20 protein-coding genes and 1 pseudogene are annotated in these 23506 nt (G+C 42.4%); 2 read left to right on the top strand and 19 right to left on the bottom strand.

The window, feature by feature from the left end:
- Window positions 1–272 precede the first annotated feature (272 nt).
- Complete coding sequence (locus tag DPF90_RS15385) at window positions 273–1034, top strand: DNA repair protein (RefSeq protein WP_114787221.1); 762 nt, start codon at window positions 273–275, stop codon at window positions 1032–1034.
- 63 nt (window positions 1035–1097) lie between these two features.
- Window positions 1098–1874 (top strand): tRNA isopentenyl-2-thiomethyl-A-37 hydroxylase MiaE, encoded by a 777-nt coding sequence (gene miaE / locus DPF90_RS15380; protein ID WP_114787220.1) that lies wholly within the window; start codon window positions 1098–1100, stop codon window positions 1872–1874.
- A 9-nt stretch (window positions 1875–1883) separates the two neighbouring features.
- Here the strand turns inward: miaE and pyrF are convergent, their stop codons facing one another.
- The 19 genes and pseudogenes from pyrF to DPF90_RS15285 form a co-directional block, all read right to left on the bottom strand.
- Window positions 1884–2582: an orotidine-5'-phosphate decarboxylase gene (gene pyrF, locus DPF90_RS15375; RefSeq protein WP_114787219.1), complete on the bottom strand. Its 699-nt coding sequence runs from the start codon at window positions 2580–2582 to the stop codon at window positions 1884–1886.
- 73 nt (window positions 2583–2655) lie between these two features.
- A complete protein-coding gene (gene lapB, locus DPF90_RS15370; RefSeq protein ID WP_114787218.1) occupies window positions 2656–3825 on the bottom strand; it encodes a lipopolysaccharide assembly protein LapB in 1170 nt (389 codons plus the stop codon).
- 25 nt (window positions 3826–3850) lie between these two features.
- Window positions 3851–4132, bottom strand: coding sequence for a LapA family protein (locus DPF90_RS15365; RefSeq protein ID WP_114787217.1), 282 nt, complete (start codon window positions 4130–4132; stop codon window positions 3851–3853).
- A 225-nt stretch (window positions 4133–4357) separates the two neighbouring features.
- Window positions 4358–4639, bottom strand: a complete 282-nt coding sequence (gene ihfB / locus DPF90_RS15360) for an integration host factor subunit beta (protein WP_114787216.1) — start codon at window positions 4637–4639, stop codon at window positions 4358–4360.
- A gap of 210 nt (window positions 4640–4849) precedes the next feature.
- Window positions 4850–6520, bottom strand: coding sequence for a 30S ribosomal protein S1 (rpsA, locus tag DPF90_RS15355; protein ID WP_114787215.1), 1671 nt, complete (start codon window positions 6518–6520; stop codon window positions 4850–4852).
- Between the two features lie 103 nt (window positions 6521–6623).
- Window positions 6624–7304: a (d)CMP kinase gene (gene cmk / locus DPF90_RS15350; RefSeq protein WP_114787214.1), complete on the bottom strand. Its 681-nt coding sequence runs from the start codon at window positions 7302–7304 to the stop codon at window positions 6624–6626.
- Between the two features lie 139 nt (window positions 7305–7443).
- Window positions 7444–7711 (bottom strand): annotated as a pseudogene (locus DPF90_RS15345) (ComEA family DNA-binding protein).
- Between the two features lie 171 nt (window positions 7712–7882).
- Window positions 7883–9742, bottom strand: a complete 1860-nt coding sequence (ppiD, locus tag DPF90_RS15340) for a peptidylprolyl isomerase (protein WP_114787213.1) — start codon at window positions 9740–9742, stop codon at window positions 7883–7885.
- Window positions 9743–9945: 203 nt separating this feature from the next.
- Entirely contained in the window at window positions 9946–10224 is a 279-nt protein-coding gene (locus DPF90_RS15335; protein WP_476756196.1) for an HU family DNA-binding protein, read from the bottom strand.
- Between the two features lie 185 nt (window positions 10225–10409).
- Window positions 10410–12761 (bottom strand): endopeptidase La, encoded by a 2352-nt coding sequence (gene lon, locus DPF90_RS15330; RefSeq protein ID WP_114787211.1) that lies wholly within the window; start codon window positions 12759–12761, stop codon window positions 10410–10412.
- Between the two features lie 136 nt (window positions 12762–12897).
- Entirely contained in the window at window positions 12898–14181 is a 1284-nt protein-coding gene (gene clpX, locus DPF90_RS15325; RefSeq protein ID WP_114787210.1) for an ATP-dependent protease ATP-binding subunit ClpX, read from the bottom strand.
- Between the two features lie 70 nt (window positions 14182–14251).
- Window positions 14252–14881, bottom strand: a complete 630-nt coding sequence (gene clpP / locus DPF90_RS15320; RefSeq protein ID WP_114787209.1) for an ATP-dependent Clp endopeptidase proteolytic subunit ClpP — start codon at window positions 14879–14881, stop codon at window positions 14252–14254.
- Window positions 14882–14986: 105 nt separating this feature from the next.
- Entirely contained in the window at window positions 14987–16291 is a 1305-nt protein-coding gene (gene tig, locus DPF90_RS15315) for a trigger factor (RefSeq protein ID WP_114787208.1), read from the bottom strand.
- A gap of 576 nt (window positions 16292–16867) precedes the next feature.
- Window positions 16868–17101 (bottom strand): DUF2789 domain-containing protein, encoded by a 234-nt coding sequence (locus tag DPF90_RS15310; RefSeq protein WP_114787207.1) that lies wholly within the window; start codon window positions 17099–17101, stop codon window positions 16868–16870.
- A gap of 117 nt (window positions 17102–17218) precedes the next feature.
- The gene (locus DPF90_RS15305; RefSeq protein ID WP_114787206.1) at window positions 17219–19459 is read right to left on the bottom strand and encodes a lipase; all 2241 of its coding nucleotides are present in this window, start codon (window positions 19457–19459) and stop codon (window positions 17219–17221) included.
- 10 nt (window positions 19460–19469) lie between these two features.
- Complete coding sequence (locus tag DPF90_RS15300) at window positions 19470–20717, bottom strand: porin (RefSeq protein WP_114787205.1); 1248 nt, start codon at window positions 20715–20717, stop codon at window positions 19470–19472.
- 655 nt (window positions 20718–21372) lie between these two features.
- Complete coding sequence (locus DPF90_RS15295) at window positions 21373–21981, bottom strand: DUF2913 family protein (protein ID WP_114787204.1); 609 nt, start codon at window positions 21979–21981, stop codon at window positions 21373–21375.
- Window positions 21982–22424: 443 nt separating this feature from the next.
- Window positions 22425–22889 carry a copper-resistant cuproprotein CopI gene (copI, locus tag DPF90_RS15290; RefSeq protein WP_114787203.1) on the bottom strand — a complete coding sequence of 155 codons (465 nt, stop codon included), beginning with the start codon at window positions 22887–22889 and terminating at the stop codon, window positions 22425–22427.
- Between the two features lie 97 nt (window positions 22890–22986).
- Window positions 22987–23436, bottom strand: a complete 450-nt coding sequence (locus DPF90_RS15285; RefSeq protein ID WP_114787202.1) for a hypothetical protein — start codon at window positions 23434–23436, stop codon at window positions 22987–22989.
- Window positions 23437–23506: the final 70 nt, after the last annotated feature.

Genomic DNA, 23506 nt, shown 5'->3' with positions numbered 1-23506 from the left:
ACCCAATGCCCCACGATGGACAAACATAGATTATAATATTTAGTTATAACGCCTCTTGATATAAATTGATAGCCCAAGGAGGCATTTGGATGGTTTCTAATGAGCAATTTCTGAATTGGACGCATTTTTTTGCAATCAATAACTCAAAAATTACCCATGGATCAGAGTTTTCGTTAATAATTAGCCTAAGAAACGTAATAATATAAAATAGATGCAGTGGTTCATAAGAATCGTGTATCCTTAAATGCTAGCCAACAAAAGATACGGAATTTATGAATATTGGGTTAATCATAGCTTTAGTCGCCATCTTATTGGTCTTAGTACTTGGCTATAACATCATGCTTCAGTACAAGGTCAAAGTTGAATCGGCCAAAAAGCAGGAAAGCGTGAGATATTTAGCAATGATAGATGCGACGGAAGAGCTCATCGGTCACGCAAACCACTTACCATACAGTAAAGACTTATTGGTTTGCCTCAACACCCGAATACTAGATTCGGTCCAAAGCATGTACGAACTAGATCCCAAGAATAAACAACTAGAGCAGAGACTCGTTCACGTTAAACAACAAATCACCCAGCTGAAAAATGACAAGAGTGGCGGTGAAAGTACTGCTTTTAAAACGCCGAGTAGCGACAAGCAAGCCATAGTGATGTTAAAGCTGGTCAAGCGTTTACGAGACACGATTCGAAGTGAACACAACAAAGGGCGTTTTGACACGCAAGCCTATGTAGCTGAGAACGCGCGCTTAGAAACAATTCAGGTCCGTATTAACATTGAAAATGTCCTTAAGCGGGCTAACGATGCGATTGTACGTGGTCAACCAGGCACAGCCCTTCAATTGGTGAAAAAGGGCTTAGATGCACTGAGCACAAAAAATGACAATTACTCCAATCAAGCTCGGGAAAAGCTTCAGCAAATGCATGACGACCTAGAGCAAAAACGCCAGTCTAAAAGTGCCGAAGACCTCCACCAGATGGAAGACGAACGCAAAAGCGATATGGATGAGCTCTTTGGAGAAAAGAAAAAATGGTAATATAATTGCCAGACTTAGTTTACCGAAGGTCGCTTAAGCGGCCTTTTTATTTTTGAAAAAGTGATGACCGATTTAAATAGCTACAATGATTTACTGGAACCTATATATGGGTTTCTTAAGTGCCCTACCCCTGAGTCGTGGATAGATGAAGCCAAGAGACCTGAGAACCTAAATACCATATTAATCGATCACCTAATGTGCGAGCTTAAAGCTGGGCAATCGGCTATGTATCTGATTCGAAGATATGCAGTAGACACACAAAGTACCCAAAACTTACTCGATTGGTTCAAGCCTTATGAAGATTTTGCCTACCGAAAAATCGGCAACCTAAAAACGCTTAAAGGTAAGAGCAGCATTTCCAAAGCCATCATAGCAAAATCAACGTCACCCTATAGCCAAGACCTGATAGATAAAATGGTCATGCTAATCAAAGAAGAGCTGCACCACTTTTATCAAGTTCTTGAAATTATGGATCAGCGCAATATTGCTTATGAGCCAGTCCAAGCCAGCCGCTACGCTAAAGGGCTACTCTCTCACATGGCTACTCATGAGCCCCAAGCGTTAACCGATAAGTTAATCATTGGTGCCTACATTGAGGCTCGTTCTTGTGAACGCTTTGCCAAACTTGCTCCCCACATGGAAGAGGACATTGCAAAGTTTTACATCTCATTGCTACGTTCAGAAGCTCGTCATTACCAAGATTACCTAACCTTAGCAGAGGATATCGCCGGAGAAGATATCACACAAAGAGTCGCATATTTTGGTCAATTAGAGGCCGATTTGATTTCCAGCCCCGATAATGACTTTAAATTTCACAGCGGTGCGCCGTTAGCGCGCTAAACAAGAAGCTTAATATCCTTGAGTTCGATTTATTTCTGCCAGAACGTCTGCGGGGTGCGGAGACTGAGTTATGGGGCGACCAATAACCAAATAGTCAGACCCCGCTTCTATCGCATCAACCGGCGTCATAATGCGCTTCTGATCGCCAACCTCTGATCCCACAGGGCGAATGCCAGGTGTTACTAGGTTAAAAGACTGACCTAATGTACTTTTGAGCATACGAGATTCTTGAGCAGAACACACTACGCCGTCTAAACCTGAATTTTTCGCAAGAGTAGCTAGGCGAACAACATGCTCTTGCGGTGCAACATCAACACCAATTCCCAATAGATCCTGTTGCTCCATACTGGTTAACACAGTGACACCTATTAGTAGTGGGCGCTCCTTTCCATATGGTTCAAGAATATCTCTTGAAGCCTGCATCATACGCTCGCCACCACTTGCATGCACATTCACCATCCACACTCCAAGTTCCGCCGCTGCGCGTACCGCTTTAGAACAAGTATTCGGTATATCATGAAACTTAAGGTCCAAGAAAACCGAAAAACCTCTTTGATGCAGCAGCTTGACAAAATCAGGACCAAAGAGCGTAAACATCTCCTTACCAACTTTGAGGCGACATGACGCAGGATCAATTCTGTCTATAAACTCAAGCGCATCAGCTTGGCTATCATAATCCAGTGCGACAATTACTTTTTGGTCGATCATTTCATCTCCTAACTTGTTTTTCTTGTAACTAAAAAAATGCAGCTAACAGATAACTCTGATAGCTGCATTTATATCATTCTCCATCCAATCCTCGGATTGGCTTAATCGTCCCCCAACCTTTACAAGAAGGACAGTGCCAATACATAGAATGCGTCGAAAATCCACATTTACGGCATCTGTAATGAGGCTTGACCTTTAACTGCTCTCCCACCAACTTTTGTAACGTTTGAAGACTGGCCTTAGCTCGCCCTTCCTCCGCTTCACTCAAATGGTAATCCATCAAACGATAAAAACCCTTCATGGTCGGGTTCTTAACCAATTGACGTGTAAGAAGTTCTTGCGCCGATCCAGAGTCTTCATGTTGAGCGACCATTTGGGCAAGCATTAACTCAGCCGAAACACCTGCTTTGACTGCTATACACTGGCGCAAGAAATCCAATAACTCTTCTTCTTGGCCAAGGTGATGGTAGCATTCAGCCAGCGTGGGCAAAACTTCACTTACAAAATCTATGTCTTGCTCCAGTACCATCTCCATATACTTGATGGTATTGTTGTAATCTTCATTTTCTAAGTACAACTTGCCAAGTGCGATACTCGCCCTAGCACACTTAGGATCTTCAGATAAGGCGCGCTTAAAGTGTAAAATAGCACGATTGCTGTCACCTTCGGCCTGCTCTTGCATGGCGAGCTCACACCAAAAGTGGGCTATGTTGATTCGCATCCGCTTGCGGCCAAGCTTAACAAGTTGAGACGCATATTGAATCGCTTTAGACCATTCCCTTGTTTGTTGGTAAATAGAGACCAACTGTTGTAAAGCAGCTTCTTTATGCTCTGGCTCATCAACCAATTGCTCAAAAATTTTCTCTGCACGGTCAAGAAAACCCGATGCCATATAGTCTTTTGCAAGTTGTTGAAGGGCTATATTTTTTTGCTCTATGGTTAACCCGGACCGTGAAATTAAATTTTGGTGGATTCGTATAGCGCGATCGACCTCTCCTCTCGACCGAAACAAGTTGCCCAAAGCTAAATGTGTATCAATCGTTTCGTTATCGACTTGAAGTAATTCGATAAAATGATCGACCGCCTTGTCAGACTGATCGGACAAAAGCAGGTTCAGACCCGTCACATATTGACGAGAAATCTGATTTGAGTGTTTCTGCTTGTCTTGCTGGGCACTACGATTACCCATGTACCAACCGTATGCTGCGGCTATTGGTAAAAGCAAGAAGAGTATTTCTAACATTGAGTTAAAAGCTTACCTGTAAACTTTATTTGGCTTTAACCTGTTCAGGTTGATTATCGGTAGGTGATAGTTTCTTCACCTGCTTTTTTAGCTTACGTATCTGTAATTGAGAACGCAAATGAATACCACCAAACATCGCCCATGCTAACACAAAACCACTCACGAAAATGACACCTAATAAAGTGGAAAGATGAAAGTTGCCTTGTGCAATTAAGTAATTGAAGTTAACCACTTCTTGGTTTTGAGAACCTAAAGCCAATGCAATAAGAAACAAGGCCAGCATTATAATAATCTTTACAATTTTCATATCGGAGCACCTAGGTAAGTATCTGCCGATATGATTATGCAGTAAATCCCGTAAACAAACCATGCCTATTGTGGAATTTCCTCCCTGAATAACCATATATGCGAAAAAATTAAGATAGTAGGCGTTATGTGTGTTGCCACTATAATAAAATTTGTTTGTTCGGGAGCCACTAAGATAAAAAAGCGGCATACGTTAGTATGCCGCTTTCAATAAATAGGGGGGTGTTTAGCCGATGTTAACTCGTTCACGCAGTTCTTTACCCGGTTTAAAGTGAGGAACATGTTTCCCGTCTAGCTCCACTTTTGCTCCAGTTTTAGGGTTACGGCCTACACGAGGCTCACGATAATGAAGAGAAAAACTACCAAATCCGCGGATTTCAATTCTATCGCCAGTTTCTAGTGTCGAAGCCATGTGTTCCAAAATGTCTTTCACAGCATCTTCTATCTCTTTAGCTGAAAGATGGGTTTGCTCGGCGCAGAGCCTTTCTATCAGTTCAGACTTTGTCATAGTTTCCCTCGTAGAGTATTTTATCACTTATTATAGTAAGTAATACCAATTCCAACAAACACTTGGTAACTATTCTAGACATAAAAACGACGCTTTGCTTAGTGAAGAATCGTATTTTTTGAGTCACTTGATGAGATTGGTATTAAAACTATTTTAGCTCAATTGATAAAAAAGGAGCCCTATGGCTCCTTTTTTCATAAAGGAGAGTTATTACTCACCTTTAGCCGCTTTGAAAGCATCTGCCATTGCATTACCAAACGAAGCTTCATCTGCTTTGTTTAGAGTTGCCATCGCTTCTTGCTCTTCAGCTTCATCTTTCGCTTTAACAGATAGGTTGATTACGCGATTCTTACGGTCTACACCAGTAAACTTCGCTTCAACGCTATCGCCAACACTTAGGATTAGAGAAGCATCTTCTACACGGTCACGAGAAACTTCAGAAGCACGGATGTAACCTTCGACACCTTCTTCAAGCTCGATAGTTGCACCTTTAGTGTCTACTGCAGTACAAGTACCGTTAACTAGAGCACCTTTCTTATTGTCAGCAACATATGCATTGAATGGATCATTTTCCATTTGCTTAACGCCTAGAGAAATACGCTCACGCTCTGCGTCTACAGCTAGTACAACTGCTGAGATTTCGTCACCTTTCTTGTATTCACGTACTGCTTCTTCACCAGCAACATTCCATGAGATATCAGATAGGTGAACTAGACCATCAATACCACCTTCTAGACCGATGAAGATACCAAAGTCAGTGATAGACTTGATCTTACCAGTCACTTTATCGCCTTTAGCCTGAGCTTCAGCGAAAGATTGCCATGGGTTAGCTTTACATTGTTTTAGGCCTAGAGAAATACGACGACGCTCTTCGTCGATCTCAAGAACCATAACTTCAACTTCATCACCAACGTTAACAACTTTAGATGGGTGGATGTTCTTGTTAGTCCAATCCATTTCAGAAACGTGAACTAGACCTTCTACGCCTTCTTCGATTTCAACAAAGCAGCCGTAGTCTGTTAGGTTAGTTACACGACCAGATAGCTTATGACCTTCTGGGTAACGCTTAGCGATTGCAACCCATGGATCTTCACCTAGCTGCTTAAGACCTAGAGATACGCGAGTACGGTCACGGTCGAACTTAAGAACTTTAACTTGTATTTCATCACCAACATTTACGATCTCTGAAGGGTGCTTAACACGCTTCCAAGCCATATCTGTAATGTGTAGAAGACCGTCAACACCACCTAGATCTACGAATGCACCGTAGTCAGTTAGGTTCTTAACGATACCTTTAACTTCTGCACCTTCTTGTAGTGACTCAAGAAGCTCATCACGCTCAACGCTGTTCTCAGATTCAATAACTGCACGACGAGAAACAACAACGTTGTTACGCTTCTGATCAAGCTTGATAACTTTGAACTCTAGCTCTTTGTTTTCTAAATGAGCTGTGTCACGAATAGGACGAACGTCTACTAGTGAGCCTGGTAGGAAAGCACGGATACCGTTTAGTTCAACAGTAAAGCCGCCTTTAACTTTACCGTTGATGATACCAACAACAGTTTCAGCTTCTTCGTAAGCTTTCTCAAGAACAATCCACGCTTCGTGACGCTTAGCTTTCTCGCGAGAAAGTTGAGTTTCGCCAAAGCCGTCTTCAACAGCGTCTAGCGCTACATCTACTTCAGAACCAACTTCTACTTCTAGTTCGCCAGCTGCATTCTTGAACTGCTCTGCAGGAATTGCAGACTCAGATTTAAGACCAGCATCAACAAGAACAAAACCGTTCTCGATAGCGACTACAGTACCTTTAACAATAGTACCTTGTTGAAATTCGGTTTCATTTAGAAACTCTTCAAAGAGTTGAGCAAAAGATTCAGTCATTTATTTAATCTTCAATAAATTAAACGTCCACGGGTATCCTACCACATGGGGTTATTAGCTTCGCTGATCATCATCCATGCGACCAACGTCCTTACTTGGCAGTTTATACTGCCAACTTAGATTCGATATATTGTAGCGCTTTTCCTACTACTTCGTCGATAGTCATGGTAGTAGAATCAAGCAAGAGCGCATCATCAGCAGGCCGCAATGGCGCCACAGGGCGATTGCGATCGCGGTCATCACGCTCTTGTATTTCGCACAAAAGGTCGCCAAATTTAACATTTATACCTTTATCTTGCAACTGTTTGAGCCTACGATGTGCGCGCTCCTCAGCACTAGCATCTAAGAATATCTTGGCTTCTGCGTGCGGAAATACGATAGTCCCCATATCTCGGCCATCAGCAATTAGACCTGAACCGATGGCAAATGACCTTTGACGGCGAAGTAAAGCTTCACGGACCCTTGGGAAAGCAGCGACTTTTGACGCAGCCATACCTGTCTCTTCTTTGCGTAACTCTCCAGAGACGTCTTCGCCTTCAAGAATTACTTTCACCAACTCACCCTCAGCAACAAACTGAACATCTAAATGAGTAGCCAAGGGAACCAATGCCTCCTCTGATTCGAGATCGACGCCATGGTGAATTGCTGCTAGAGCTAAAACTCGATAGATGGCTCCCGAGTCTAATAGTTGGAAACCTAGCTTATTTGCCAAAAGCATACAAAGAGTACCTTTACCCGCACCACTTGGTCCATCAACAGTGACGACTGGCGTATGAGACGACATGTATTACTCCACATTAATTGAAAGCAACTGCACCAGCGCAGTTTATCATTTGGCGTAAAATTATAGTGGTTCTCATCTAGCTGTACCAGAGGTAATAAAGGTAATTCAATTAAAAAGGAGCGCGTAGCACTCCTGTGTCTCATAATTGGATACGAGTTCGGTTTTTGTCCACCAGAGAATCTCCTATCCCCTTAACTTGAGCCAAGTCCTCAACCCGCTGAAATGGCCCATTTTCATCTCTGTACTTAACAATTGCTTGCGCTTTTTTCAGGCCTACGCCACTGAGAAGTGGTCGCCAATTCATCGGCTTGAGCGGTATTAATATTTACCGTAATTTCTATCTGTGAATATTTTTCATTTGCTGGCGCATTCTGCGAGTACACAATTGAGCTGTAGCACGCCAACATCACTAAAATAGTGGTCGTAAAGTTACGTATCATAGAATTTTCTCCTTAAGTTTAATCAAGCACTAGATACGATAAGTCATATCAGACTAGACAAAAGGAGCATGTCACTAAATTGAAAAGGGCTGCGAAAGCAGCCCTTGGTAACAATACTATCAGTTTCATCCAGCAGTGTTACTGGGTAACCGCATAATATTTGATATCTGTTGTTTTACGAAGAATACTGATGAGCCCGGATAAATCCTGCTGAGCATTCATCTGAGTCAATTGAGTGCCAATCTGTTGACTGTACTGCTCATCCACATCAGATTTCACCTCAGTCAATTCTACAACAATAATGTCGCCATTAAAGTCTTTGGCTTGACCAAACTCGGCTTGACCTTGTTCTGGTTTCTTCATTGCGAAGACAACTTCAGCAAGAGGGGAGCTGCGATCAATGCTTTCTGAATCGCCAAATACAAGACCATTCGTCTTCATTAAGTCTTGACTGCCTTTCTTAAGGTCAGCGACAAGACTATCAGCCAGCTCTATCGCGCTTTGCTCTCCTTTCACTTTAGATAAAGACGCCACAACTTGTTCACGAACCTCATCTAGGGGTAACACTTTTTCTTCACGTGTATCTTCTACACGAACCACAACCACGTGTTCGGGTGCTACTTCGATAACTTCTGAGTTAAGGCCATCTTCTTTGACTTCAGGACTTTGAATTGCTTGTAATACCTCAGGCCCTTTCAATAATTCAGGAACATCCGATTCAGAGACAAAATCCGTGGTATGAATCTTGGCGTTGATCGTTTTAGCAGCATCATCAAGAGCATCTGGATATTCAAAAGCTACTTTTTCCAATTTGCTCTGCAATGCATAAAATTGGTCAATCGCTTCTTGATCTTGCAGCTCTTGTTTTATGTCTTTAGCAACCTCTTTATAAGGCTTGGAAACAGAGTTCTTGAACTCATCCAATTTTATGATGTGGTAACCAAAGTCTGATTTGACCAAGCCCGTTACATCACCAACCTTTTTCAAAGCAAATGCCGCTTTTTCAAACGCTGGGTCCATGACATCACGCTCAATCCAACCTAAAGAGCCGCCTTCTGAAGCACTACCTATATCATCAGAACTCTCTTCAGCCAATGTAGCAAAGTCACCACCTGAATTTACCTTATCTAGAATTGTCTGCGCTTTCGCTTTGTCGTCACCTTCAACTAAAATGTGACTTACGCGACGTTGTTCCTCTGAGGAATACTTGTCTAGATGTAGCTGATAATATTCTTCTGCCTGCTGATCAGAAATCTCAATTGCGTCTTTTAATTGCTGAGCTGACAACTCAATATAAGAAAGTTTGACCTGCTCTGGGCGAGTATATTTGTCAGAATTTTGCGTGTAATAATCATTAATTTCGTCTTCGGACAGTTCTGCTTTGGCAGCAAAGTCTGCAAGTGACAGAGTGACTTTCTTAATCTCACGTGTTTGGGTCAGCAGTTTACTTTGAGCTTCCACTTCACCTTCTAGAGAAAAGTCACTGCCCTGTATAGCGCTCAATAATTGGTTTCTGACTAAATCACGACGTAAATACTCAGCAAAGCTATCAGGGCTGAATCCAGCACGGCGCAAAGTAGCTTGATACACTTCTTGGTCGAATTTCCCTTCAACTTGAAACTGAGGCATATCCACAATCATGTTTCTAACCTGTTGGTCACTAACACGTAAACCTAACGATTGAGCGTGCTGTTCTAGAAGCAGATCATTAACCATACGATCAAGCACAGACTTGCGGAAAGACGCAACATAGCTCGGATCGGCCAGCAAGTTTGAGAAATAATCGCCAAGCTGGGCTTGCATGCGGTTTCTCTCATTCTGGTAAGCTTGTTCAAACTCACCACGACCAATTTCAGTATTACCAACTTTCGCAGCAGAGTTGTTACCTCCACCTACGATATAGCTGCCTACACCGGCAAACACAAAAGACAGGATAATAATCCCAAGGATAATTTTAACCGCGATGCTGCTTGCGCCCTCGCGTAATCGATCCATCATAATTTAAACACTCTCCACGTGCAGTCCGTTCTAGTTAGAGCGAAAACTATCACGACATACGTTACAAATAAAAATCAGATAGCGCGATGATATCAGAAAAAGAAATGCGCATCAGTATGATGCGCATATTTTAAAAAGGTTCGATAGAACTGCCGATATTGGCTATTTTTCAACTAATAATTTGCATTAAAGACCAGCAGACTTTAGTTGCAAGAATCTTTCAGTGCTTTACCTGCTTTAAAAGCGGGTACGTTAGCAGCCGAAATTTTAATTTCTTCACCAGTCTTTGGGTTACGACCAGTACGTGCCGCTCGAGTGCGTACACTAAACGTACCAAATCCCACTAAAGCGACCTGATCACCGGATTGAAGTGTATCACCCACTGCTTCAATAAACGCGTCTAGTGCGCGACCTGCTGACGCTTTTGAAAGGTCAGCGTTTTGTGCAATTTTTTCTACTAATTGAGTTTTATTCACTGTAATTCCCCTTTGCGCCACCAATGGTAATTTTTAAAGGCAGCTTTCGTTCCATTCCAATTTAAAACTAACCTCATCCCTTACCCAACAAGGCCTGAGGCTATGTGGGTAACGTTAGCTCTCAAAAAAAAAGCTGACAAGCCTTTTTGTGCTTATCAGCCTAATCTTTTATTTATTTTTGCTGCACATCACTATTTTACAGCCGCAATTTCGACACCTGACGGGTCTTTTTCTAAGGCGACCTTAAGGACATCATCAATCCATTGCACAGGTATAACTCTGAGATCGGCAATGACGTTATCTGGGATTTCTTCCAAATCTCGCTCATTATCTTTCGGGATAAGCACTGTTTTGATGCCACCTCTATGTGCTGCTAGAAGCTTTTCTTTTAAGCCACCAATAGGTAACACTTCTCCCCGCAAAGTGATCTCGCCTGTCATTGCCACTTCTGCTCTAACAGGGTTTCCTGTCAAGCTTGAGACTAGCGCTGTGCACATAGCAATACCGGCGCTTGGACCATCTTTAGGCGTTGCACCTTCAGGAACATGAACATGGATATCGCGTTTCTCGTAGAAGTCATTATTGATGCCTAGTCTATTCGCTCGCGAGCGAACAACCGTCATTGCAGCCTGTATAGACTCCTGCATAACGTCCCCTAACGAACCCGTTTGCGTGAGTTTTCCCTTACCAGGCATAGCTTCGGTTTCGATCGTCAGTAAATCACCACCAACTTCTGTCCAAGCGAGACCTGTTACCTGTCCAATACGATTGCTGTCGTCGGCTTTTCCAAAGTCATGACGTTGAACACCCAAGTAATCTTTTAGGTTGTCCATGGTCACTGTGACCGTTTTCAAACTGGTGTCGAGCAAAATATTTTTCACTGCTTTACGGCAAACTTTTGAAATTTCACGCTCTAGGTTACGTACGCCTGCTTCACGGGTGTAGTAGCGGATAATACCAATAATGGCTGAGTCTGCGATTTCTAACTCATCAGGCTTAAGTCCGTTACGTTTAATCTGCTTATCAACAAGATGACGTTTAGCGATATTGAGCTTTTCATCCTCTGTATAACCAGATAGACGAATCACTTCCATACGGTCTAGTAGAGGCCCGGGAATGTTCATGGAGTTAGAGGTTGCCACAAACATTACATCTGATAGGTCATAATCGACTTCTAGATAATGATCATTGAATGCATTGTTTTGCTCGGGGTCAAGCACTTCAAGTAATGCTGACGACGGATCACCACGCATATCCGAAGACATTTTATCAATTTCGTCGAGTAGAAACAGTGGGTTTTTCACCCCAACTTTTGACATTTTCTGTACAAGCTTACCTGGCATTGAACCAATGTAAGTTCTGCGGTGACCGCGAATCTCAGCTTCATCACGCACTCCACCTAACGCCATGCGTGTGTACTTTCGACCTGTTGCAGCCGCAATAGAACGTCCTAGAGAGGTTTTACCCACACCCGGAGGCCCAACCAAACACAGAATTGGCCCTTTTAGTTTATTGATGCGGTTTTGCACAGCGAGGTATTCAAGGATACGTTCTTTAACTCGCTCAAGACCATAATGGTCTTCGTTTAGAACCTCTTCAGCCTTAGCAAGGTTCTTTTTCACTTTCGAACGTTTGAACCATGGAACCCCTAGCATCCAATCAATGTATCCACGTACTACTGTCGCTTCGGCAGACATTGGAGACATCATCTTTAGCTTTTGAAGTTCTTGCTCTGTTTTTTCTCTGGCTTCCTGAGGCATTTTTGAGTCAATGATTTTTTGTTTGAGTGTTTCAAACTCATCAACGCCATCCTCAGTTTCACCAAGTTCCTTCTGGATAGCCTTCATTTGCTCATTGAGGTAGTACTCTCGCTGAGATTTCTCCATCTGCTTCTTCACCCGAGTACGGATGCGTTTTTCAACTTGCAGTAAGTCAATCTCAGATTCCATCTGCCCCATCAAAAACTCTAAACGTTCTGTAATATCAATAGTTTCTAGAACAATTTGTTTATCCGAAAGTTTGAGAGGCATATGAGCTGCAATGGTATCGGCAAGGCGAGCGGCTTCATCAATGCCATTGAGTGATGTCAATACTTCTGGAGGGATCTTTTTATTCAGTTTAATAAAACCTTCAAACTGATTGATCGCGCTACGAACAATGACCTCTTCTTCCCGTTCATCAAGCTCAGAAGTCATTAAATATTCTGCATCTGCTGTAAAGAATTCTTCCTCAGCAAATCTATGTATTTTTGCGCGTTGCTGGCCTTCAACCAACACCTTAACGGTTCCGTCAGGGAGTTTGAGTAATTGAAGAATGGTCGCAACCGTGCCTACGCTGAATAAATCATCTTTAGTTGGTTCATCAGTTTCCGCTTTTTTCTGGGCAACCAGCAGTATTTGCTTGTTGTTATCCATCGCAGCTTCAAGGCAAGCGATTGACTTTTCACGTCCAACAAACAAAGGAATTACCATGTGCGGGTAAACGACTACGTCTCTTAGAGGTAGTACAGGGATCTCGATACGTTCGGAACGTTCCAAGTTCATATTCTTCTTCTTCTCTCTTCCGCTTAGTCTTATGAGGATTATATGGGGGCTAATTGGTTGGATTCAACGAAAGAACAAAAAAAAGGAGGTAAATCACTACCTCCTCAATTTAATCCTAAATTTATGTGAATCTCACTTAAGATTCTGCACCTGCTGCTTGATTGTCAGCGTTGCTGTAAATCAATAAAGGCTCAGACTCACCATTGATAACCGACTCATCAATAACAACTTTACTTACTTCTGTCATTGATGGCAGTTCATACATGGTTTCAAGTAAAACCCCTTCCAAGATAGAACGTAAGCCGCGAGCACCAGTTTTACGCTCCATCGCTTTTTTCGCTATGGCGCGCAGTGCATCTTCACGGAATTCTAACTCAGAATCTTCTAACTCAAACAATGCTGCGTATTGTTTCGTTAGTGCATTTTTAGGTTCACACAAGATTTGGATAAGTGCTTCTTCATCCAACTCTGTTAATGTTGTTGTCACTGGCAAGCGACCGATAAACTCTGGTATCAAGCCATATTTCACCAAATCTTCTGGCTCGACCTGAGTAAATAGTTCACCAACGGTTTTCGTTTCGTCCTTAGAACGAACTTCAGCGCCAAAGCCAATTCCCGTGCCTGTAGCAACACGCTGTTCGATCACTTTATCTAAACCAGCAAACGCACCGCCGCAGATGAAGAGGATCTTAGAGGTATCTACCTGAAGAAACTCTTGTTGAGGGTGCTTACGGCCACCCTGAGGTGGAACAGAAGCTACCGTTCCCTCAATCAATTTCAGTAATGCTTGTTGAACACCTTCTCCGGAAACGTCTCGGGTAATTGAAGGGTTTTCAGCCTTGCGTGAAATTTTATCGATTTCGTCGATATAGACAATGCCGCGTTCGGCTTTCGCTACGTCGTAATCACACTTTTGCAGCAGTTTTTGGATGATGTTTTCAACATCTTCACCGACATAACCTGCTTCAGTAAGCGTTGTAGCATCAGCCATGGTAAACGGTACATCAAGGAAACGAGCTAGCGTTTCAGCCAGCAGAGTCTTACCGCTACCAGTGGGACCAATAAGCAGAATATTACTCTTACCGAGCTCTACCCCTTCACTGGTCGTATCTCCATTACGTAAACGCTTATAGTGGTTATATACGGCCACAGCAAGCACTTTCTTAGCGTAATCTTGGCCAATCACATAATCATCGAGATGGTCACGAATTTCTCTCGGCACAGGCAGTGCTTCAGATTGTTTCTTCGGTAACACATCTTTAATTTCTTCTCGGATGATATCGTTACACAAGTCAACACATTCGTCACAGATGTATACGGATGGGCCTGCGATTAGCTTGCGAACTTCGTGCTGGCTTTTGCCGCAGAAAGAACAGTAAAGAAGTTTACTACTACCGCTCTCTTTGCTTTTATCTGTCATTCGCTAACCTCTTAGCCTTTACTCATTATGATTTGAGTGTATATCAATTATAGCCAAAATGCTCTGGCAATTATTGCTCGCTGCGATGAGTCAGTACAGCATCAACCAAACCGTAATCAACAGCTTGATCAGCTGCCATAAAGTTATCTCGGTCGGTATCACGTTCAATAATATCAAGAGGTTGACCTGTATGCTCGGCAAGTAACTTGTTGAGCTTTTGTTTGATGGTCAATATTTCTTGAGCGTGGATCTGAATATCGGATGCTTGCCCTTGGAAACCGCCAAGTGGCTGGTGAATCATCACTCGTGAATTAGGCAACACATAACGTTTGCCAGGTGCACCGCCTGCGAGCAAAAACGCACCCATAGAACATGCTTGTCCCATACATACTGTACTCACATTCGGCTTGATAAACTGCATAGTATCATAGATAGACATACCAGCCGTAACACTGCCACCAGGCGAGTTGATGTAGAGGAAAATATCTTTATCAGGATTTTCTGATTCTAAGAAAAGTAACTGCGCCACCACAAGGTTTGCCATGTGGTCTTCTACTTGACCTGTTAGGAAAATCACACGCTCTTTTAATAAGCGAGAATAAATATCGTAAGAGCGCTCACCACGAGAGGTCTGTTCAACCACCATGGGTACCAGTGCGTCTAGAATGGGTGACATTGCATTTTTTTCTTGGTAGCTCATATTGTTATGTCCCTAAAATAAATGGTCCGGATGATAAATACCACACGGACCATTGTTAGCAGAAGAGTTAACGTTCCGTCAACCTTATAGGCAAGATATTGCTTATTAAGCAGGCTGCTGTTGGTTCATTAGATCGTTAAAGCTCACTGCTTTTTCAGACACCTGAGCTTTAGAGATAATGGCGTCAATCGCTTGCTCCTCAAGAGCAACATTGCGCATGTTATCCATCATCTGAGTGTTTTGCTCGTAGTAAGCAATCACTTCTGAAGGATCTTCGTAAGCTGTCGCCATTTCTTGGATCAAGGCTTTGACTTTGTCATCGTCAGCTTTTAGATCTTCAGACTTGATCACTTCACCAAGCAGTAGGCCAACCATAACACGGCGCTTAGCTTGATCTTCAAACAGTTCACGTGGAAGCTGAGCTGCTGCATCAGGGTTACCGCCAAAACGCTGTGCTGCTTGCTGACGTAAAGTACCAATTTCTTGGTCAATCAAAGCTGCTGGTACTTGGATTTCGTTTTCTTGAACTAGACCTTCTAAAGCTTGCTCTTTGATGCGATTTTTAACCGCTTGCTTAAGTTCACGCTCCATGTTCTTGCGTACTTCAGCTTTTAGTGCGTCAATGCCGCCCTCAGAAACACCGAACTTAGCAACAAACTCGTCATCAACTTCAGGAAGTTCACGACCTTCAACTTTAATAACTTTGATAGCAAACTTAGCCGCTTTACCTTTCAAGTTCTCAGCGTGGTAGTCTTCAGGGAAAGTCACATCTATGTCAAATTCCATACCCGCAGTTTTACCTGTGATACCATCTTCAAAACCAGGGATCATACGACCTGAGCCCATTTCTAATGGGAAGTTCTCAGCTTTACCACCTTCGAACTCTTCACCGTCGATAGAACCAACAAAATCGATAGTCGCGCGCTTACCTTCTTCAGCCGCTTCTTCAACTTCAACCCAAGCAGCTTGCTGCTTACGAAGAGTTTCGATCATTTCTTCAACATCTGAGTCTTGAACTTCAGTGGTTGGTTTTTCAACTGAAATATTTTCTAGACCTTTCAGTTCAACCTCTGGGTAAACTTCGAAAGTTGCGTTGAAAACAAGATCTTCACCTTCTTTATTTTCTACAGGTGCGAACGCAGGTGCACCCGCTGGGTTGATCTTTTCTTTAACAATCGCTTCGATGAAGTGACGCTGCATCACTTCACCCATCACGTCCTGACGTACCGCTTTGCCGTACATTTTAGCAACCATTTTCAATGGCACTTTACCTTTACGGAAACCATCGAAACGACGGTTTTTAGCGATGTTGCGCAGTTCAGCTGTCACAGCATCTTCGATGTTGGCAGCTGGAACAGTAATGTTAAGACGGCGCTCTAGGCCTTCTAGCGTTTCAACAGTAACTTGCATTATTCATTAACCTCAAAACTGGCTCAGAATTGAAACTGAGCGTATGAACCCAGTAAAAAGTTCATCTTTATTGGTACTCAAAGAGCACTACTTGTAAATCGAGAATCGATAACTAAACGAGTCAGTCACCGGACTAATTAGTGATATCTTTATCGATTTAATCTCAAAAGCTATCTCCGATTAGCCTCAGGATAAAATTCAGACGCCGCATTCTACCGACCTGTTCGGTCACTGTCGAGCCTATACCCAACATCACTTCGCCTTCTGACCTAAAAACTCCACTAACCGCTAAAAAAAACGTCAATCAGACAACAGTATTTGAAATGGGGCCTCTAGTCACGTTTTCAAGTCAGAGACTATTATTTTCTTAAAGAAGTGGCAAAACACGATCTAAGTCTGATTTTTTATCTTAAGAGTTAATATGAACAATCAGGAGCAATTCGCGGAAGTTTAGGGTTTAACATCAAGAATCGGCACAGAAAAGCGCATAGAAAGATATAAAAAAGGCTTACTACACAACCTAGTAAGCCAAATGATTTGGGCCAAGCAAGCCATTGGCTAGCTTGTAAAAAGAGCCTAGCCTCTTAGCATAGCGTCAAGCTGGTCAACAAGCTCAGCCCAGTCGGCATCTTCATCTATGGCCTGTTTCAAAAACGCCGCCTGAGAAGGAGACCAAAAAAAAGCTTCATGAAGTACAGTGCCGACCACCAAGCCGCTGTGTGTTTTTACAAACTCACGTATGTTGTCATCTGAGCTCTCGAGTCCAAGCTGCATAAACAAATCGGGCATCGAGTGCTGGTGCATTTCCATATCCGCCTCACTCAATATTTTGATTAAAAATAAGGCGACGTTTCCGCCGCCTGTAGTGTTATTATAGTTCAATTGAGTAATTTTAATTTTGCATTTAGATTAATAACTTAAACTTAACTAATCTATAACTGGTAACGATTCAAGGGTTGCAAAGCTTGGATCAACATCTAAGGTTTCATTTTCTTTGAGAGATAGAAAGTCTACTACTAAATTTCGAATAGCGAAGGTATTTGTAGTTTTTTGACGTTGAACCATCATATCATCTGAATCTTCAAAATTAGGTACAAATAACGACGCATGATCTCCTCCTTTAAAAGAAGCGAATTGTCTTACAACATTCGTATCACCTTGCTCAAAGCCTTTTCGTAAGCCTTCTGTACCTACGAAATGAGCCGTCGGAACCAGCGGAGTCTTATCAAGAGCAAAGCCATGGTTTGGTACGGTATCATCGCTCTCGACTTGTAGCAGCAGTGTAGGTACGTCTGTTGGGTAGCGGCCCGCCATCACCACAGAGTGAGGGTCTACAGTATCCATTAGAGTTTGAGCAACTATTTTGAACTGAGCAAACTTAGTTTCAAATTCTTGTGAATCGACAGGGAGTCCCAACTTTGCTGCAAGTGATTTTTTGATAACGTCTCCAAATTTACCTGATATGGATAAAAGCTCAGCAATGTGGCCTCCTGACTTTGCAAATGCAGCAGACTTGAAGCCATATTGCGGCAATTCGGTTGCACTCCCTATTGCAACGGCCGTGTTACCCAATATTCCTCCCAGAGAATGACCAAGAAACTTTATGTTAGTTTTGTCCAACACAGTAACATCAGCTGGAACTCCCAAATCAGGGTCAGATACTTCAAGCTCTACCTTATCATTTTGAATATGAAGATATTTACCTTCCAAAGCTAATCGCAACCCAAGAATATCTAAAACACTCTGCCTTAGGTTGTCTCTAGCAACAGGTAAGGCTGCTAAATTTAGGTAATAAAGTGGATTTTCTTTATCAGTTACAATCAATTGATTATTACCTAGAGTTAGCGCTCGAGTTCCGTGAAGAGGGTGATCAATAGCAATTACAGCTAAATTCCTTTCAGTTAGATTTGCTGCAAAGGCATAGACATCTTCCTTTACCGAAGTAATACCATGCTGGTAAATTACTATACCATCAACCTGAGTGTCTTTTGGAGTAAATAGTGTAAACTCCACGTCCTTAAGTGATTTAATCACTGGAATAGGCGAATAACGGCTAACAAACGAAGCTCCAGGCGCCGCAGGCTCAAAAGGCGTGACGGCAAATGCACTACCAGATTCTAGAAAATAAGGCAGTGTCACCTTACCTTTAGTAACCCTAACCAAACCCAAGTCTTTACGTAACGCTATGTATAAACTCTTTAGTCCATCCTTAAACTTCTCACCGTCACTCCCTGCGACACTAAATACTTTTTCATCATCCAGAGCGGCCGTAAATGCCCGCGTTTTGACCTCACCACCATCATCTTTGTCTAGTGTCAAAGAGTAAATTGATGAAAGATCTAGGTTACTAGGGTTTGCATTTTCTAACTTAAATGCTCCTGTGCTCTGTGTTTTAAGCTTCAACAACTCACTGGCTGTTTTAACCATCACATCGCCAACTGACCCAGTAGTAAACCAAGCAGAATAAACGATAGTTTGGGGATCAATACCACCAGCCTGAGCAATAGCCTCTTGAGCTTTTACTAATTTTTGTACATAAGCGAGTACACCATCAGTATAAGGGTGCGACTTTAACCCTGCATATGAGCCAGACATACCAATAGGCTCATCTTTAACATCTTTTATTTGATTGGTTAACACCAATACATATTCACCGCTTGGCTCAAAGGGCTTAGCTGGCACCACAACAAGTTTGTCACCTCTACCAAACACTTGAAATTCATCATTTGCTAACTTTTGTGGGCGTTCGTGAAATACGGCGTTGTTAGTTAGAGGTTTAGTAATTTTAAATAAGCTTACCCCTTCTGTAATCTCTGAATGATCACCAAAACCTCTACCATCCATAGAAATATATATTGGCATAGAGGTTGAAAAACCATCAGCGTAACCGAGTGCGAATTTGGGATCGCTAATATCACTATTGGCTCGTTCTTTATCAGACAGAACCTTTAACATACCTGTTTGACCATCCAGTAATATATTATTGTTCAAAGGTACATATTTATTGCCGCCACCAAGATACATTCTCACGGTGGTACTTCGAGATAAAGATTCACCGATATACGAGTCTGGTTCTGTACCAGAGCTACCTTTACCATCTCCGCAACCAACAAGAATTGCAACAGAGCATAATAACGTCAGGCGAAATATATTCTTAAGATTTGTCATTCCTTAGACCTTAATTAAATGCGTAATTGATTTGTATCGAGGAGATAAAGGCGCGACCTTGTGACTCAAAAGTGCGCTCTTCTTTTAAAGCATTCGTTTCTTTAAACGAACCATCATCACTTAATACCAGCGCAAAGCCTGCATCAAAGGATAAAGCTGGGCTCCATTGGTAGGTGAAACCTGTGCTATACCAATGACGATCACTGTCTGGAATGCTTAGTGTCGCTTTACCGGCTTGCTCATCAAAGGCGTAGCCAGCTCTTAAGGTCCATTCTTTATTGAGTTGGTATGTTGCGCCGAGTGATAAACGATCATTATCGTTATAGTCTTCCGCTTTATAGAAGCATCGACCTGGGACACCGTCAAAGGTACAGTTTGGATTAGTGGCTTCAAGCTTAGTAAAGGTGCTCCAATCCGTGCGCTGCCAGCTGTAGTGTACAGCCCACTGGGAGTTCAACTGATGAAAACCAGAAAACTCAATAATCGCTGGTAACTCAACTTTAAGGCGCCCAGTCACCGTAGGCTCTGTGGCAATCCCTGAACTATAAGAACTAAATTTACCCTCATCAAAATCTAAGTTAACCGCAGAGCGATAAGCTAAAGAAAAGCGATTATCCTCATCAAGCTCATATAAGGTGCCGATATTCCAACCATAGCCAAACGTCTCCCCCGTCATACCGATTAATTTATCATTAGCATCACCACCACTCGCGGTCGTGGTTTCGCCTTTATAGCGGGTTAATTCAGCTTCGGCATAAACCAAATTTACACCTACGCCAAAGCTCCATGATTCATTTAAGCGATAGGCAACATTAGGGTTTAAGTTGACTGAACGCAGCGAGGTATTACCCGCCATATCACCCGCTGAGATATCGGTTGGGTAGTCGGTCGCAACGCCATAATTGGTAAATAAACCAAGACCCCAAGCCCAGCTTTGATTAATTGGCGCTATGTAGTAGCTCGCAGGCACAATCTGAAAAGGCGCGATGTCATTGGATTGCTCATTATTGCTGACATCTTTGACATCAATTTCTGGATCGATAAAAGAGATGGCGCCTGAAAAGGCTGCTTGCTCAAACCTCATCATGGCTGCTGGGTTGCGAGCCAACACACTAGCATTATCGGCAATAGCGCCTTCGCCCGAAAATGCTCGACCTAAACCGGATGCGGAATGCTCCGCCACTTGAAAGCCTGCCGAGTGTGCTTGGCTGGCGAGTAGGATGGACACTGCTAACAAGGAGCACTGCTTTGTGTTCATTCTTGCCTCTTTATATGGATAGAGTTAGACATAAATTGGTGATGCGTTTTTACGCTTAATCACCTCAAGATTTATTATCAAAATGATGGATTCAATAGGAAATAGTCACGCTAGTAACAAAACTATAATTATATTGCTCTCTAGAAGGATTAAACGCCTCTGAGCGCCCCAATCAGATTGATGTCAACAATTTGTTAAGGACGTGGTATTAGATAGGAAAATAAACAAAAAGTGGTCCGAGCAGATAGTAATTACTGTCTCTTTAGTGCGACAAATGAGCAAAAACCACACCTAGTTACACAAAGATTAATAAATAGATGAAAATTTGAAGGGTAAAGAGACTATGGGGAAAATTAACACTTACCAAAATCGCCATATAATTGAGCAAAACAAACGGCAGCTAATGGCTGCCGTTTTATAAGCTGGGAAGTGAAAGTCATAAAGGAGACAGAACTGCCTTTCATTCCCAATCGCAAACATGGATTAAACAAAATACTCCATGCCGATATAACAAGCATAGACGCTATTGTTTTATTTATCACTTAAAAGGAAGATGCGCCGTAGTTAGGCGAGCCAGACCAAAACACGCGATCGCTTTTTCGGCGCACAAAAGCACATTATTTTTCACTTTAGATTATTTAATGGTAACAATAGGCTACTTAAGGGTTAGACAGAAGCGTAGAAAGTCTTCATCTTCATAATCGACGTTATGCTCAAATATCGAAGATGCGTATATGATACGCAATATGGCGTGTTTTTCCCCTCGAGAACCACGAAATAACATTGAAATACCCTTGGTTAAGCGATTTCTGTTATCAAAATGCACATTAAGATCTGGTGACAAAACACAAAGTAAACAGCTCGTTGAGTTATAGGACAAATCAACACTCTCTGGGCTTGATACCAATACCGTCGTATTGAGTTCTTTTTCAAGCATATTAATAAGCAGAAGGAAACTATCCAAATGAGGAAGCTCATCACCATATAAAGGTGATAATAAATTATCTAGCATCGACTCCATATCTAAGCGCTGTGAACGAGCATGAGTCACTAGAGAACGTATTTTCTTCTTAAAGGGTTTGTATTTCTTGCTATTCCCTGCTTTATTAAGCCAAGCAGAAAGAATATCATTAATTTCAGACCGAGATTTGTGCGCTAATGCTTTAGCGCTGTAATTGGTTCTTAGATGAAGTAAAGCGTGTATCGCTAGCTCAGATAATAAAGGCTCAAACTCAGGTTTTATGTTGGTGTGAATACTACGCATGATGTCCGAGCGTTTATATGCCGCTCAAGCCTTGTCAGTCAGGGAAATTAAGAAGGAGCGACATGCTACCGAAAAGCGCAGCTTATGTACAGCTAGAAAAAAGGTTGCGTATCACAGCTTTTCCTGAACAAGTGTCTCTTCTAAACAATATGCAGAAAATTAACGCTTTGTAGCGAATCAGACTCTTCAATTTTGCCCTGTTTCGCCAGTACATATCACAACTTCAAGTTTGGACTAATTATGGGAATAGACAGCCCGATTCACCATTACCCATATAGATTTTGGTAATCACACTGCGAACCGTTTTCCATTGTAACTGGCAATAACACTGTTATTCGTTGACTTACATCATTAGTGTTGGTTTGCTTTTGATACTATCATTACTACCTGATGAATTCGCCAGATCTCCGATTCACTGGCGAACCACAACATGGCTTATACCACTACAAGGTGACTTTTTTCACCATACCCGCTTCAGCATGTCCTGGAATATTACAAGCAAATTCCACCTTATTGTCCCCATGAAAGTGCCAAAGTAGCTGTTTTGCTTCCCCTGGCTTAACAGTTACAGCGCTGCCTGAGTCGTGCATGTGGTGAGGCATAGATTTCATCATTTCTCTATGCTCTAGCTGCTCTTTCGCTGAGCCAATGGTAAACTCGTGGTCAATTTTTCCAACATTCATCACCACAAACTGGACCACATCATCAGGCTCTATATTGACCTCTTTTTTAAATTGAATCGTCATGTCATCATTAAGCACAACATGAATAACTTTGTCTGGCTGAGCACCCTTTGCTGGCATACCAACTTGTGACATGTCCTTCGCACCAGCCTGAGAATGGCCAGCGTCTGCTTGAACCGAGCTTGTTAAAGCCAATAGAAATAGTGAAATAAATGTCTTTTTCATTATTTTCCCTTTTTGGAATATATATGTGATCTTATGCGCGCTAATGTCTGATCAGCAGAGCGCGTAAGTTTACCTACGAACAAAAATGAGGATTGAACTACAAGGAGGGTGGGCGCAGTAAGCCATCGATATGTGCGACAGCCAGATCCAATTTGAGTGATTGATGAAGAGCTAATGAGATAGGCACTATATCCAACGAGCCGAGCGTACCTATTGGGTATAGCACGCCGGAACAAACTGAAGGGCAGCAGTTATCAATGCTTGAGTTTGCTCCCTGACAATGAGTCATAGTGTCTGATACTGCTTTATCAGAGCCACCAAATGACGAGTTAGCCATTGAATGACAGCTCTCATTGGGACTTGTTTGAGCGCTTTCGGTTGATGTGGCCAAAGAGCTAATTTTTTGAGTATGACAAGGCATGTCACTCGATGGCATCAAAGCGGAAGGCATACTATTTGCTGCCATTGCACTAGACACATAACTTGTCATCAGCATGGCTAAGATACTGAGTAACGTGATCAATGTGTGTTTAAGTGAGTGCTGCATAGTATCCCTTGGTTTGAAGGTTGAGGATAGACCTTGCCCTAAGGGTAAGGTCAAGCACCTTTAACAATAA

The sequence above is a fragment of the Vibrio tetraodonis genome (genome assembly GCF_003350295.1).
Classification (GTDB): Bacteria; Pseudomonadota; Gammaproteobacteria; order Enterobacterales; family Vibrionaceae; genus Vibrio; species Vibrio tetraodonis.
Note: the sequence above shows the minus strand (reverse complement) of the source record. Positions and strands in the feature narration are given on the sequence as shown.